Below are 14,388 nucleotides of genomic sequence, written 5' to 3'. Positions count from 1 at the left end.
GGCTGGAGGCCGCGCTGGCGGTGCTGGGGCTAGGCCGCCCTACTGTGCTTGACGCCGATGCCCTGCAACCCCAGGTCTTGCAGGCCTACCTGGAGGCGGGGGTCCCGGCGGTGCTCACCCCCCACCCCGGCGAGGCCGGCCGCCTTCTGGGCTGGGCCAGTTCGGAGGTGGCGCGGCGGCCCCTCGAGGCGGCCCGGGTGCTGGCCGAGCGCCACCCCGGTCTGGTGGTGGTGCTCAAGGGGGGGCCCACCGTGCTGGCCTGGGCCCCGCCGGGTGCCCCCGTCCACCAGGCGGTCAACCCCACCGGTAACCCGGCCATGGCCACCGGGGGGATGGGGGATGTCCTGGCGGGGGTCATCGCGGCCTTCCTGGCGGCGGGCCTCTCGGCCTGGGATGCGGCCCGGCTGGGGGTGTACCTGCATGGGCTGGCCGGCGATGGGGTGGGCCGGGTGGGTTTGCTGGCCCACGAGGTGGCCGATGCGCTGCCGGAGGCGGCGGCCCGGCTGCGCGAGGGGAGGGTTTTAGACTTCTGGGAGGCTAGGCCGGGCTCGAGGAGAACTGCCGCCGGTTCTCCGGCCAGAAAAGCCAGATGAGCCCCAGAATGGGCTGGACCAGCGGCAGGAAGCCGTAGTCTACCCCGAAGCCATGCCAGACCGTGCGACCGATGAACTCGGGCATAAGCAGGCTCAGCGTGCCCACCAAGAGTACGCCGGCCAGCTCAAAGGAGAGGGCCACTACCGAGACCTTCCAGGCCCATGGCTTGCGCACCACGAAGGCCACTGTGGCCACTAGGTAGACGCTGGCGGCCACCGCCGAGAGGGTCGGGGGGAAGTAGTCTGTGACGCCGGGCTTGAAGAAGAGCTGGTAAACGGAGCGGGCCCCGGCCGAGAGGGCCAGGAGAGGGTAGGAGACCGCCAGAATCTGGCCGATGGCCCGGATGAGGTTGGGGGAGAGCAGGGTGGGCATGGTTTAGCGGCTGTAGTTGGGGGCTTCTTTGGTAATCAGCACCCCGTGGGGGTGGCTTTCGGCCAGCCCGGCTCCGGTAATCCGGGTGAAGCGGGTCTCCCGACGGAAGCGCTCCAAATCGGGGGCGCCGCAGTAGCCCATGGCCGCCCGCAGCCCGCCTACTACTTGGTAGATGACGTCAGCCACCGGACCTTTGTAGGGTACCATGCCCTCAATGCCCTCAGGGACTAGTTTCTTGGCCTCCACCGCACCGCCGCCTTTACCGCCTTCCTGGAAGTAGCGGTCGGCCGAGCCTTGCCGCATGGCCCCAATGCTGCCCATGCCGCGGTAGAGCTTGTAGCGTCGTCCATCCTTTAGCACCTCTTCGCCTGGGGCTTCCTGGGTGCCGGCCAGTAAGGAGCCCAGCATCACCGTGTGGGCCCCCGCGGCCAGGGCCTTGGCTACGTCGCCGGAGTACTTGATGCCCCCGTCGGCCACCACCGGGACATCCAGCCCCTCCAGGCCCCGTACCGCCTCCAGAATGGCGGTGACCTGGGGAACCCCCACCCCCGTGACCACCCGGGTGGTGCAGATGGAGCCCGGGCCGATGCCGACCTTAACCGCGTCTGCCCCGGCCTCCGCCAAGGCCCGGGCCCCCTCGGCGGTGGCCACGTTTCCGGCGATGACCTGGACCCGGTCGCCGTAGGTTTGTTTGAGGAGCCGAAGCCCCTCCAGAACCCCCTTGCTGTGCCCGTGGGCGCTGTCCAGCACCAGCACGTCCACCCCAGCCTCCACCAGGGCCTGGGCCCGGGCCTCCAGGTCTTTGGCCACCCCCACCGCGGCCCCCACCAGGAGCCGCCCCTGGGCGTCCTTGGCCGCGAAGGGGAATTTCCGCCGCTTGGTCAGGTCTTTGAGGGTGAGCAGACCCCTGAGCCGCCCCTCGTGGTCCACCAGGGGTAGCTTCTCAATCTTGTGTTGACGCAAAAGGGCCTCGGCCTCCTCCAAAATGGTTCCGGGAGGCGCAGTGATGAGCCGCTCCACCGGGGTCATGACCTCCGTGACCACCCGGCCCATATCCCGCTCAAAGCGAATGTCGCGGTTGGTGACTAGGCCCAGGAGCTTGCCGTAGAGGTCTACTACCGGCAGCCCGCCGATTTTGAATTCCCGCATGAGCCGCTCGGCATCCTCCAGGGTGGCGTTGGGGGCCAGGGTGACGGGGTCCTGGATCATCCCCGCTTCGCTGCGCTTGACCTTACGTACCTGGGCGGCCTGCTCCTCAACGCTCAGGTTCTTGTGGATTATCCCCAGCCCCCCTTCGCGGGCCATGGCGATGGCCATCTCGGCCTCGGTGACGGTGTCCATGGCGGCGGAGAGGATGGGGATGTTGAGCCAGAGCTTCCGGGTTACCCGGGTGCGGGTGTCCACCTCCCGGGGCAGCACCTCGGAGTAGGCCGGAACGAGCAGCACGTCGTCAAAGGTGAGTCCCTCTTGCAGAATTTTTTCAGTTTTGCGGCGGGCTTTGGGTTCCTCCACCATATTCCCCGCAGTATAGCAGCCGAAAGCGGGGGAAAGGTGGGCTTCCACCCATGCCGACCGCAGGGTTAGCGCAGGGCTGCCTCCTTGGGCTTGGAGCTTTCTCCCAGGGCGTTCTCCCCGGTGAGTTCCCGGCCCAGGATAAGGGTGTGGATGTCGTGGGTGCCCTCGTAGGTGTCCACAGTCTCTAGGTTGAGCATGTGGCGGATGCTGTGGTACTCCAGGGTGATGCCGCTGCCCCCCAGAATCTCCCGGGCGGCACGGGCCCCGTTCAGGGCAGCCCGCACGTTGTCGCGTTTGGCCAGCGAAACCTGGGCTGGTTTGAGCTTGCCCTGGTCCTTGAGCTGGGCCAGCCGCCAGGCCAGCAGGAGCCCCTTGGTGTGGTCGGCGGCCATGCGCACCAGCTTTTCTTGCACGAGCTGGCGGCGGGCGATGGGAGCGCCGAAGGTACTGCGGCTTTTGGCGAACTCCAAAGCCTCGGTGTAGACCGCCTCCAGGGCCCCCAGGGCCCCCCAGGCGATGCCGAAGCGGGCCTGGGTGAGGCAGGAGAGGGGCCCTTTGAGCCCCTTGACCCCAGGCAAAAGGGCGCTTTTGGGAACCCGCACCTCCTCCAGGACCAGCTCGCTGGTCACCGAGGCCCGCAGGCTGGCCTTGTGGTGGATTTTGTTGGCGCGGAAGCCCTTGCTGTCGGTGGGAACGATGAACCCTCGTACCTCCCCTTCCTCATCTTTGGCCCAGATGATGGCGATGTGGGCCAGGTTGCCGTTGGTGATCCACATCTTGGAGCCGCTTAGGACGTAGTCGTCCCCGTCGCGGCGGGCCCGGGTCTTCATGTTGGAGTCGGGGTCGCTGCCGCCATCGGCCTCGGTGAGGCCGAAGCAGCCCACCAGCTCCCCGCGGGCCAGCTTGGGGAGGTAAAAGCGCTTCTGCTCCTCCGAGCCGTAGGCCCAGATGGGGTACATCACCAAGGAGCTTTGCACGCTGCAGAAGCTGCGCAGCCCGGAGTCAATCCGCTCCAGCTCGTAGCTCACCACCCCGTAGGTGGCCGCGCTGGCCCCCAGGCCGCCGTACTCGGTGGGCAGGCTTGGGCCTAGGAAGCCCATCTCGCCGAACCTACGGATGAGGTGGGTGGGGAACTCGGCCTCCTCCCACCACTTGGCGATGTGGGGGAGGGCTTCGGCCTCTAGAAACCTGCGGGCGGCGCGCTGCACCTCGCGCTCCTCTGGGGAAAGCAGATCGCTCACCTGGTAGAAGTCAAACATGGGAGACCTCGAGGTGATTTTACCCTCAAGGGGGCCCCTTTGGGTGGATGTTCGTTTGCACCTTTGGGGGCGGAGCGGCGGGATAAGCTAGGCCCATGCGTGTTCTTTTCGTGGGGGATGTCTTTGGTGAGCCGGGGCTTCGGGCGGTGGCGCTGCGCCTGCCCGACCTGCGGCCCCACTACGACGTGGTGATCGTGAACGGGGAAAACGCCCACCAAGGGAAAGGGCTTTCCCGAGCGGCCTACCGCAGGCTGCGCCAGGCTGGGGCCGACCTGGTGACCCTGGGGAACCACGCCTGGGACCACAAAGACATCTACGAGCTGATCCAGACCGAGCCCATCCTCCGGGCGTTGAACTACCCCCCGGGCACCCCGGGGCAGGGGCACTGGGTGCTGGAGGTAGGGGGGAAGCGGCTTTTGGTGATGCAGGTGATGGGGCAGGTGGAGATGGGTCTGAACCTCTACGACCCCTTTCGCACCACCGAGGCCATCCTCCAGCAGGTGCCCCACGACTACGCCATCTTAGAGGTGCACGCCGAGGCCACCAGCGAGAAGTACGCCCTGGGCTACTACTTTGACGGGCGGATTTCCGCCCTTTTGGGTACCCACACCCATGTTCCCACCGCCGATGCGGGATTTCTACCCCGGGGCACGGCCTTTCAGTGTGATGTGGGGATGACCGGGCCTATCCACTCCATCATCGGTGGGGAGGTGGAGAGCTTTTTGGGGCGCTTTCTCACCCAGCGGCCCACCCCCTTCAGGGCTGCCCGGGGTCGGGCCGTTCTCTGCGCCACCGAGCTGGTCCTGGAGGGGGGGCGGTGCACCCGCATTCAGCCCTTGCGCTGGGAAGAGCCGGAGTGAGGGAGTGAGATGGAATAGACTGTCCGACGTGAACCTCAACCACTACCCCTACCCTTCTCGCCGAAATGTGCTGGTGGGCCGGCGCGGTGCGGTGACCACCAGCCAGCCCCAGGCCGCCCTAGCCGGGATGGAGATGCTTTTGCAGGGGGGCAACGCAGTGGACGCGGCGGTGGCCATGGCCATCGCCCTGACGGTGCTCGAGCCCACCTCCAACGGCATTGGCTCGGACGCTTTTGCGCTGGTCCACGATGGGGAGCGGCTGCACGGCCTGTGTGCCAACGGGGCCAGCCCTGCGGGGCTTTCCTGCGAGGCTTTTTCCGCCGAGGGGACCGTGCCCACCCGGGGCTGGCGCGCGGTCACGGTGCCGGGAGCCCCCGCGGCCTGGCGGGCCCTGCACGAGCGGTTTGGCCGCCTGCCCTTTGAGGCCTTGTTCGCTCCGGCCGTGCGCTATGCCCGGGAGGGCTTTGCCGTGACCCCTGAGGTGGGTCGGGGCTGGGCCTGGGCGGAGAGGGTCTATGGGCCTTTGGAGGAGGCTTGCTACCAGCCATTCAAGCGGGTTTTCTTCCCTGGCGGGCGGGCCCCCCGGCCGGGGGAGGTCTGGCGGAGCCCCCAGCACGCCGAGACCCTGCTCGAGCTGGCCCAAACCGGGTGCGAGAGCTTCTACACGGGGCGGCTGGCCCAGCGGATGGTGGAATTCTCCGCCTATACCGGGGGCTGGATGAGCCGCGCCGACCTGGCGGGCTTTCGGGTGGAATGGGTAGAACCCCTTTCGGTCCGCTACCGGGGCCTAGAGGTGCACCAGATTCCCCCGCCCACCCAGGGCCTGGCCGCCCTGATGGCCCTGGGCATCCTGGAGGGGCTGGAGCTGGGCCGACATCCCCGGGACTCGGCGGAGGGCTTCCACCTCCAGATTGAGGCCATGAAGCTGGCCCTCACCGAGGTGCGGGCCCAGGTGGCCGACCCCCGCCACATGAGCACCTCGGCCGCCGAGCTTCTCCATCCTGCCCACCTGGCCCGGCTCCGCGCCCGGATAGGGGAGCAGGCTCTGGAGGCCGAGGCCGGGCTCCCCCAGGGGGGCACGGTCTACCTAGCCGCGGCCGATGGGGAGCTGTGGGTCTCCTTCATCCAGTCCAACTACATGGGCTTTGGTTCGGGAATTCTGGTGGAAGGAACGGGCATCGCCCTGCAGAACCGGGGGGCGGGGTTCGTGCTCCAGGAGGGCCACCCCAACCGCTACGCCCCGGGTAAGAAGCCCTTCCACACCATTATTCCGGGCTTTCTCACCCAGGAAGGGCGGCCTTTGGGCCCCTTTGGGGTGATGGGCGGGCCGATGCAGCCCCAAGGGCACCTGCAGGTGGTGGTCAACCTGGCCGACTACGGGCTAAACCCCCAGGCTGCCTTGGACGCCCCCCGGTGGCAGTGGCGCGGGGGGCGGGTGGTGGAGCTCGAGCCGACCGTCCCGCTGCATGTGGTGGAGGGGTTGAGGGAACGGGGCCACGAGGTCGTCTTGCAGCCCGAGTGGGCCTCCTTTGGCCGGGGGCAGGTGGTGCTGCGGCACAAGGAGGCGCTGCTGGCGGCCACCGAGCCCCGCGCCGACGGGCTGGCTTTGGCCTGGTAGGCCTAGCGTAGGTAGCCCAGGACGCCGTCTTGGTTCACCCACCGGGCCCGGCCGGCCTCCACCAGGTACTCCAGGTGGGCCAGGGTTTCGGCCCAGGCGAAGCGCCGCTGGGCCAGGGTCAGCTCCCCGGGGAAAAGGGCCAAGGAGAGCTGCCAGCAGGTCTGGGGGCAGTCGTTGAGCAGCCCCTCCAGGAAACCCAGGCGCTCCATGTGGTGGGCCTTGAGCTCGGCCACTCGGCCTGCGATGTCCGCGATGGGCCGGTAATGGCCTGGCAGGGCCAGCCGGGCCCCTAGGGCAGCGGTTTTCTCGAGCGAGCGCAGGTAGTGGGCCAGGGGGTTGGGGTAGGCGTAGGCCCAGCGGCCGATGTTGGGGGAGATTTTCTCCAGAATCTGGTCGCCAGCCAGCAGCACCCCGTCCGTTTCCCGTAAGAACATGCTGTGCCCGTCGGCATGACCGGGGGTCCAGACCACTCTTAGGGACATGCCGGCCAGCTCGAGCCGCTCCCCCTCCCTAAAGGTCCTGGGGTTTTGCGCGGGGTGCACCCGGCTGCGGGTCTGGGCCATCTCCTGCTCCAGCCCAAGCAGGTGCCCGTCGGTAATCCCGTGCTGGCGGAAGTGGTCCATTCCGGCCTGGTGCATGCGCTCTGGTTCGCTCCAAAAGACATGCCCTCGCTCTTTCTCTACGTCCAGCATGTAGACCGGCACCCCTTGGGCCTCAATGAGGCCGGCCAGCCCATAGTGATCGGGGTGGTGATGGGTGATGAGAAGGGCCTCGAGGTCGCCCCAGGCCAGCCCGTGCTCTTTGAGGGCCGCCTCGAGGCTCCCTCGAGCCTCGGGAGTGTCCAGCGCCGCGTCCACCAGCACCGCTCCTCCGCTGCTTGGGGGCTTGGGGAGCAGCAGGTAGCAGTTCACGTACCGGAAGGGGTAGGGGATGGGTACGGGAATGGCGTAGATGCCAGGGGCAACCTCGGTGGAAAGGTGGGCCTGGGGCATGAGGAGATTGTACCAAGTCAAACCTTCCGTGGTGCGCCTTGTCTGCCCTAGGTGGGGGCTTGCGTGGGGGCGAAAGGGGTAGTATGATGTGGAAAACGTTTACACAAGCCGGTGAAGGCTTTGGTTGGCAGGAGGTTTTGCCTGTGGGACACGCGGTTTCTTCACAGAACGTGGACATCCGCCGGGTGGCGGCGGAGGCGGGGGTTTCCATCGCCACGGTCTCCCGGGTGCTCAACCACCCCGAGCGGGTGAGCCCCGAGACCCGGGCGCGGGTGCTGGAGACTGCGGCCCGGCTGGGGTACCGCCCCAACCCCAATGGGAAGCGCCTGCGCAAGGGGCGGGCCGAAACCGTTGGCCTGGTGATCCCCTCGCCCCAGGGGCGCTTCGCCGACTCCTTTTTCCTGGAGCTGCTGGCTGGGCTGGGGGAGGGGCTTTCGGAGGCGGGCCTGGACCTGTTGGTGGCGACCTGCCCCCCAGGTTCAGACGAGCTGGCCTGCTACCGGCGGCTGGTGGAGGGCAAGCGGGTGGACGGCCTGGTGGTGGCCCGGACCCGCCGCTACGACGAGCGGATCGCCTACTTGCTGGAGCGGGGGGTTCCCTTCGTGGCCCACGGCCGCAGCGACCTAATTGCCGAACCCTACCCCTATTTGGACCTGGACGGACGGGAAGGCTTTTACCGGGCTGCTCGGCGCCTTCTGCAGCTCGGCCACCGGGCCATCGCCTACATTGGGGCGCCCCGGGAGTTCAACTTTGCCCTTCACCGCCTGGAGGGCTACCGCCAGGCCCTACTCGAGGCCGGGGTGCCCTTGCGGGTGGACTGGATTTTGGAGGGGGACCTGAGCGAGGAGAGCGGCTATCGGCTGGCTGGGGGCTTGCTCGAGGCCCCCGAGCCTCCCACGGCCATCCTCTGCGCCAACGACCTGATGGCCCTAGGGGTTTTGCGGGCGCTGCGGGAGCGGGGGCTTAGGGCCGGTCGAGAGGTCTCGGTCATCGGCTACGACGATATTCCGCAAGCCCAGTACGCCGACCCTCCCCTCACCACCCTGCACCAGCCGTTTCGTGAGGCCGGAAGGCGGCTGGTGGAGATGCTCCTGGCCCGCCTTGGGGGGGCGCCGGTGGCGGGGTTGCAGGAGGTATGGGTGCCGGAGTTGGTTTTGCGGGGTTCAGATGGGCCCCCGCAAGGGGAAAGGAGGTTTCCATGAAAAGGAAGATTTGGCTGGGATTGGCTTTGCTGCTTGGGGGGGTGCTGGCCCAGCAGACGGCCCCTTTGGTCTTCGTCTCTACCCAGTTCACCCCCATTGAGGAGGCCCAGCGGATGCGGCAGGTGATCCTGAAGGACTTCCAGGGGTGGGTGGAGTTCATCCCCGAGGACAACGCCCCCTTTACCAACCGGATTCTCTCCGAAGTGCGGGCGGGCCGGGTGAGCGTGGGCCTGGCTGGGGGGCTGCACGGCGACTTCCCACCCCTGCTGGCCGCGGGGGCGCTGGATACCGTAGACGATGTGCTGGCCCAGCTCAAAGACCGCCGCTTCAATTCGGCTTTTGTGAACCTGGGCAAGATGGGCACGGGCAACCAGTACTACATCCCCTGGATGCAGGCCACCTACCTTATGGTGGCCAACCGCCAGGCCCTGCAGTACCTGCCGCCAGGGGCCAGCCTCAACACCCTCACCTATTCCCAGCTCAAGGAGTGGGCCGCCAACATCCAGCAGGCCACCGGGCGGCGCATGCTGGGCTTCCCGGCAGGCCCCAGGGGCCTGATGCACCGCTTCACCCAGGGGTATCTGTACCCCTCCTATACCAAGAGCGCGGTCACCAAGTTTAGGAGCAGCGAGGCCGAGAGCATGTGGCTGGAGTTCAAGGGTCTCTGGCAGCACGTGAACCCCCAGTCCACCAGCTACGACTTTATGCAAGAACCCTTGTTGGCCGGCGAGGTCTGGATCGCCTGGGACCACATCGCCCGCTTGCGCGATGCGCTGAACCAGCGGCCCAACGACTTTGTGGCTTTCCCGGCGCCCATCGGGCCCTATGGCCGGGGCTTTATGCCGGTGCTGGCCGGACTGGCCATCCCCAAGGGCAGCCCCAACCGGGCGGCGGCGGTGGCGGCCATTGAGTACCTGACCCGGCCCGAGGTGCAGATTACCACCCTAGTTCAAAACGGCTTCTTCCCGGTGGTCCAGGTGCGCCTGCCCGACAACCTGCCCCAGGGCATTCGCATGAGCGCCGACGCCATCGCCAGGCAGTCCCAAGGCAACGTGGCCCTACCCAGCCTGCTGCCGGTGGGCCTGGGCGCCCGGGGGGGAGAGTACAACAAGGTCTTCCAGGACACTTTTGCCCGCATTGTCCTGCGCAACGAGGATGTGCGGCGGGTACTAGACAGCGAGGCCAGCAACCTGCGCCGCGTCATGAATGAGACCGGCGCTCCCTGCTGGTCGCCCGATCCGGTCAGCAGCGGGGCCTGTCCGGTGAACTAGGGGCTTCCCAGGGGTGGAAGAGGGCGTGTATGCGCACCGAGCGGTACCTTCCCTACGCGCTGATCGCGCCGAGCGTGCTGTTCTTGCTGTTCTTCTTTGCCTGGCCGCTTTTGGAGGCCTTGCTCCTTTCGGTGCGGGGTGGCGGAGGGGGGTGGACCCTAGAAAACTTCCAGCGCATGGCCGCCGACTTGTACTTCAAGGACGCCCTCAAGTACACCCTGCTCCTGGCGCTGGTGGTGGTGCCCCTACAGGTGGTGCTGGCCCTGGGGATGGCTATGCTGCTGGGTGGCCTTTCCCGGGGCCGCGACCTGTTCTTGTACGTGTGGACCATCCCCCTGGGTATTTCCGATCTGGCCGCCGGTATCGTGTGGCTGGCCATTTTCACCGAGCGGGGCTACCTCAACAGCCTCCTTCAGGCGCTGGGCCTGATTGAGCAGCCCCAGCTTTGGTTGAGCTACGAGACCCCCTGGATGATCTTTTTAGCGGTGGTGGCCGCCGAGGTCTGGCGGGCTACGGCCATTGTGTTTGTGATCCTGGTGGCGGGCCTGCAGCTCATTCCCAAGGAGTACAGCGAGGCCGCTGAGGTGTTTGGCGCCACCCCTTGGCAGCGCTTCTGGAGGGTGACCCTGCCCTTGCTCAAGCCTAGCCTGCAGGTGGCCCTGATTCTGCGCACCATCCTGGCCTTGGAGGTCTTCGCGGTGGTGGTGGCGCTGGGCGGGCGCAACCTGCCGGTGCTGGCCGGGGAGGCCTACTACTGGTACAACGCCTACCAGAACCCGGGCGTGGCGGCCGCTTACGCTGTGGTCGTTTTGGGCATCTCGGTGCTGGCCACCTTGGTCTACCTGCGGCTGATGCGCCCCAGGCAGGAGGAGGCGGCGTGAACCTGCGCAGGCTGTACATGGTTTTGGCGGTGTTGCTGGTGGTCTGGGTGCTTCTGCCCATCTTCCTCATCGCCACCCTGGCCTTCAGCGATCGCCCCTCGGTTTTCGCCTGGCCTAAGGGGCTCCTTCCCCAGCAGTTCTCCTTGGAGACCATTTCCTTCTTCTTTGGGGTGGAGGGGGTCTGGAGGGCCATCCGCAACAGCTTGGCGGTGGCGGCCATGACCCTGGTCTTCTCGGTGTTGCTGGGGGCCCCCGCGGGCTACGCCTTGGCCCGCTACCGCTTTGCCGGCGCCGATGCCTACCGCCTGCTGATTCTGATGACCCGGGCTTTCCCCCTGGCCATTCTGGCCATCCCGCTGGCGGTGCGGTTTATTCAACTGGGCATCTACGACACCCTCCTTGGGGTGGCCCTGGTACACACCGCGCTGGCCCTGCCTTTTGCAGTGCTGGTGACCAGCAGCCTGTTCCTTAGCATTCCAAAAGAGCTCGAGGAGGCGGCCTGGACGCTGGGCTGCAACCGCCTTCAGGCTTTCTTGCGGGTGGTGCTGCCGCTGGCCCTGCCGGGGCTGGCGGCCACCGCCATTTTTGCCTTTGTGATCTCGTGGAACGAGGTCTTTGCCGCTACCCTGCTTACCTTGCGGGAACGCACCCTACCGGCTTTCTTGCTGACCTCGCTCAACGACTCCCCCTTGCCTTTCCGCTTTGCCGGGGGCTTTTTCCTGATTGTGCCGGCTTTGGTCTTCATCTTTGTCATTCGCCGCTACCTCTTCACCCTGTGGGGCATCGCCAGCCGGTGAGGCAGGGGCTTCCCTAGGGTTAGCCGTGCAGGAGGGTTATGGCTTCCATCCGGGTGGAAAACGTTGAGAAAACCTTTGGTAGGTTTAAGGCCCTAAATGGGGTTTCGCTCGAGGTGCGCGACCAGGAATTTGTGGTGCTGCTGGGGCCTTCGGGCTGTGGCAAGACCACCTTGCTGCGCATCATCGCGGGCCTCGAGCAGGCCGACAAGGGGCGGGTTTGGATTGGCGACCGAGATGTAACCCTACTCCCCCCCCGCGCGCGCAGGATCGCCATGGTCTTCCAGAACTACGCGGTTTTCCCCCACCTCACGGTGTACGAGAACATCGCTTTTGGGCTGCGGATGCAGAAAGTCTCCCCCGAGAAGCTCAAGGCCAACGTGGAGCGGGCTGCTGCCCTGATGCACATTGAGAACCTGCTGGGGCGCTACCCTGCGCAGCTCTCGGGCGGGCAGCGTCAGCGGGTGGCGGTGGCCCGGGCTTTGGCGGTGGAGCCCGAGGTGCTGCTCATGGACGAGCCTCTTTCCAACCTGGATGCCCTCTTGCGGCTGGAGATGCGGGCTGAGCTCAAACGCCTCTTGGCCGAGAGCCGCACCACCACCCTCTACGTTACCCACGACCAGGTGGAAGCCATGAGCCTGGCTGACCGCATTGCGGTGATGAATGCGGGCGCCATCGTTCAGTACGATACCCCCATGAGGGTCTACCAGGAACCGGCCAGCGTCTTCGTGGGGGGGTTCATCGGCAGCCCGCCGATGAACTTTCTGCGCCTTAGGGTGGAGGGGCAGCGGGTAAGGCTTGGCTCCCTCGATCTCGAGCCGCCGGCAGAGGTTGGGGCAGAGGTGCTGCTGGGGGTACGGCCCGAGGACCTGGAGGTCTACCCGGCTGAGCAGCCCCAAAGCTTTGCCGCCCAGGTGCTGGTGGTGGAGCCCCTAGGGCCTCACCTGCTCCTCACCTTGAATTTCGCGGGGCAGGCCTTCAAGGCCACCGTGCCCCCCGATTTTCCCGCCGCAGCTGGGCAGACCCTCTGGCTTAGGCCGCAGCCGAGCCGCCTGCGCTGGCTGGAGCCTGGCAGCGGAAGGGCCTTCGCCACGGGGTAGGTATGCAGACCCAGGAATCGCTTGAAGAGGCCCGGCGCGTCCTGCGGGCCAACGACCGGGGAGGCTTTACCATCCCCACCGCCGGGCTATACCCCTTCCAGTGGTTGTGGGACGCGGGCTTTACCGCTCTGGGCTGGATGCGCTTTGACGAGCCGCGGGCCTGGGCGGAGCTCGAGACCCTCTTTTTAGGCCAGTGGGAGAATGGGATGCTGCCGCACATCGTCTTCCACCGGCCCGAGGAGACCTACTTCCCCGGCCCCGAGCGCTGGGGGGTAACCCGCACCCCGCCCACCTCGGCCATCACCCAGCCGCCGGTGGTGGCGACGTTTGTGCGCTCCATGCTCGAGCAGGCCCAAGACCAGGCCCTGGCCGAGGCCAAGGCCCGGAGCCTCTACCCCAGAATCCTGGCCTACCACCGCTGGTTCAAGCGCGAACGCGACCCCGAGAACACCGGTCTGGTCACGGTGCTCCACCCCTGGGAGACCGGGGCCGACAACAGCCCGGCCTGGGACGAGGCCCTGGCCCGGGTGGAGGTGGACCCGGCCCTACCGCCCTACACCCGGCGCGACACCGCCCATGTAGACCCCAGCCAGCGCCCCCGCCAGGCCGAGTACGACCGCTTTTTGACCCTGCTCGAGGTCTACAAGCGGGCCGGCTTTGACCAGCTCCGCTTGCTGCGCGAATGCCCTTTCCGGGTGGCCAGCCTTCTGATTGACTGCGTGCTGCACCGGGCCAACCGCGACCTGCTGTGGCTTTCAGAGCGCTTGGGCTTTGGCCATGAGGCCGAGATTGCCGGTTGGCTAAAGGCCAGCCAGCGGGGCATTGAGGGCCTCTGGGACGAGGAGGCGGGGCTTTACTTCAACCGCGACCTCGTCACCGGCGAGCCGATTCGGGTTGGGGTTTCGGCCTCCTTCCTGCCCCTTTACGCCGGAACGGCCAGCCCTGAACGGGCCCGGCGTCTTTTGGACACCCTGGAGGGCTGGGCCCAACGGGTGCGCTACCTGGTGCCCAGCACCGACCCCCACAGCCCCCGCTTTGAGCCCCAGCGCTACTGGCGCGGCCCGGTCTGGGCGGTGGTCAACTACTTGATTGCCTTGGGCTTGGCCGAGTACGGCTACCCCGAGGCGGCCCTTCGCATCCGCCGGGACACCCTGGAACTCGTCCAGAAATCCGGTTTTAGCGAGTATTTCCACCCGCTTACGGGTGCTGGGCTGGGAGGGAGCTCCTTCTCTTGGACCGCGGCCATCTACCTGGTTTGGAGCCAGTCCCCGTCTGCCTCAGGCTGGGTATGATGGGGGGCATGCACCCCGCCCTAAGGGAGGCTGTGGTCTGGGCCCACCGGCAGATGGAAGAACGCAGCGGCCGCTACCTGGAGGCGCAGGGCCTGAAGGTGAGCTGCCGCAAGGGGTGTTGGGCCTGCTGCTTGGCCTGGGTGGTGGTGGGGTTGGCGGAGGCCGAGTACCTGCGCGAACAGCTAGAGCGCTTTTGTCCTGGGGGGCTGAGGAGGATTGAGGAGGAAGGGCCGCTGCGGCTGGGGTGGGTTGCCCAGCACAAGCACCTGCCCGACCTTCCCAGGCGGCACTTCCTTTTGGCCTGCCCTTGTCCCCTGCTGACCCAGGAGGGGGCTTGCGCCGCCCATCCCCACCGGCCCCTGGCCTGCCGCGGGGTCTTGACCGATTTGGAGCCCGGGTACTGCCTGCCCGGGGTCGTCCCGGGGCTTCGTGGGCCAGCCCTGGCCCGCTACCAGGGCCGGCTCGAGCCCTGGCACGGACCGGAGCACTACCTAAAGGTGCCCTGGCGGGTCTCCGAGCGCCTGGCCCGGCAGCTTTGGGCCCTCGAGCGGCGGCTGCGGGGTTTTACCGTGGTGGGGGAGCTGGTGGGGCTGGTGTACCTCTTGGGACAGGAGCGGTTTCAAAAGGCGGTGGGGGAG

General features: G+C 67.0%; 14 protein-coding genes. 10 read left to right on the top strand and 4 right to left on the bottom strand.

Translation table 11 applies throughout. The annotated features are described in order from the left end of the window. The coding region (locus Mlute_RS10445; RefSeq protein WP_147371068.1) for an ADP-dependent NAD(P)H-hydrate dehydratase at positions 1-593 on the top strand (593 nt) is incomplete at its 5' end. Here the strand turns inward: Mlute_RS10445 and Mlute_RS10440 are convergent. The 3 genes from Mlute_RS10440 to Mlute_RS10430 all read right to left on the bottom strand — a co-directional run bounded on the left by Mlute_RS10440 (position 538) and on the right by Mlute_RS10430 (position 3,740). After that, complete coding sequence (locus Mlute_RS10440; protein WP_119360596.1) at positions 538-966, bottom strand: hypothetical protein; 429 nt, start codon at positions 964-966, stop codon at positions 538-540. The genes Mlute_RS10445 and Mlute_RS10440 overlap by 56 nt on opposite strands. Before the next feature lie 3 nt (positions 967-969). Then, positions 970-2,481 (bottom strand): IMP dehydrogenase, encoded by a 1,512-nt coding sequence (gene guaB, locus Mlute_RS10435; RefSeq protein WP_119360595.1) that lies wholly within the window; start codon positions 2,479-2,481, stop codon positions 970-972. A 65-nt stretch (positions 2,482-2,546) separates the two neighbouring features. Continuing rightward, the gene (locus Mlute_RS10430) at positions 2,547-3,740 is read right to left on the bottom strand and encodes an acyl-CoA dehydrogenase family protein (protein ID WP_119360594.1); all 1,194 of its coding nucleotides are present in this window, start codon (positions 3,738-3,740) and stop codon (positions 2,547-2,549) included. Between the two features lie 95 nt (positions 3,741-3,835). Here Mlute_RS10430 and Mlute_RS10425 point away from each other — a divergent pair, with 95 nt between their 5' ends. Both Mlute_RS10425 and Mlute_RS10420 read left to right on the top strand, forming a co-directional pair. Further along, positions 3,836-4,600, top strand: coding sequence for a TIGR00282 family metallophosphoesterase (locus Mlute_RS10425; protein ID WP_119360593.1), 765 nt, complete (start codon positions 3,836-3,838; stop codon positions 4,598-4,600). Between the two features lie 28 nt (positions 4,601-4,628). After that, positions 4,629-6,218, top strand: coding sequence for a gamma-glutamyltransferase family protein (locus tag Mlute_RS10420; RefSeq protein WP_119360592.1), 1,590 nt, complete (start codon positions 4,629-4,631; stop codon positions 6,216-6,218). A 2-nt stretch (positions 6,219-6,220) separates the two neighbouring features. Here the strand turns inward: Mlute_RS10420 and Mlute_RS10415 are convergent, their stop codons facing one another. Next, positions 6,221-7,210 (bottom strand): MBL fold metallo-hydrolase, encoded by a 990-nt coding sequence (locus tag Mlute_RS10415; RefSeq protein WP_119360591.1) that lies wholly within the window; start codon positions 7,208-7,210, stop codon positions 6,221-6,223. A gap of 143 nt (positions 7,211-7,353) precedes the next feature. On the opposite strand from Mlute_RS10415, the gene Mlute_RS10410 reads away from it, so the two are divergent. From Mlute_RS10410 to Mlute_RS10380, 7 genes are all read left to right on the top strand, one after another. Next, a complete protein-coding gene (locus Mlute_RS10410; RefSeq protein WP_245958937.1) occupies positions 7,354-8,412 on the top strand; it encodes a LacI family DNA-binding transcriptional regulator in 1,059 nt (352 codons plus the stop codon). Further along, positions 8,409-9,683 (top strand): ABC transporter substrate-binding protein, encoded by a 1,275-nt coding sequence (locus Mlute_RS10405; protein ID WP_119360589.1) that lies wholly within the window; start codon positions 8,409-8,411, stop codon positions 9,681-9,683. The genes Mlute_RS10410 and Mlute_RS10405 overlap by 4 nt, the downstream gene beginning before the upstream one ends. Positions 9,684-9,712: 29 nt before the next feature. Next, positions 9,713-10,564, top strand: a complete 852-nt coding sequence (locus tag Mlute_RS10400) for a carbohydrate ABC transporter permease (protein ID WP_119360588.1) — start codon at positions 9,713-9,715, stop codon at positions 10,562-10,564. Further along, entirely contained in the window at positions 10,561-11,361 is an 801-nt protein-coding gene (locus Mlute_RS10395) for a carbohydrate ABC transporter permease (protein WP_119360587.1), read from the top strand. The genes Mlute_RS10400 and Mlute_RS10395 overlap by 4 nt, the downstream gene beginning before the upstream one ends. A gap of 38 nt (positions 11,362-11,399) precedes the next feature. Further along, positions 11,400-12,458: an ABC transporter ATP-binding protein gene (locus tag Mlute_RS10390; protein ID WP_119360586.1), complete on the top strand. Its 1,059-nt coding sequence runs from the start codon at positions 11,400-11,402 to the stop codon at positions 12,456-12,458. A 2-nt stretch (positions 12,459-12,460) separates the two neighbouring features. Continuing rightward, positions 12,461-13,750, top strand: coding sequence for an amylo-alpha-1,6-glucosidase (locus Mlute_RS10385; protein WP_119360585.1), 1,290 nt, complete (start codon positions 12,461-12,463; stop codon positions 13,748-13,750). 8 nt (positions 13,751-13,758) lie between these two features. Then, on the top strand, positions 13,759-14,388 hold a 630-nt coding region (locus tag Mlute_RS10380; RefSeq protein WP_119360584.1), incomplete at its 3' end, for a YkgJ family cysteine cluster protein.

Source organism: Meiothermus luteus, assembly GCF_003574085.1.
GTDB lineage: Bacteria > Deinococcota > Deinococci > Deinococcales > Thermaceae > Meiothermus > Meiothermus luteus.
The sequence above is the reverse complement of the archived record's forward strand: the minus strand, read 5'-3'. Positions and strand labels throughout refer to the sequence as shown.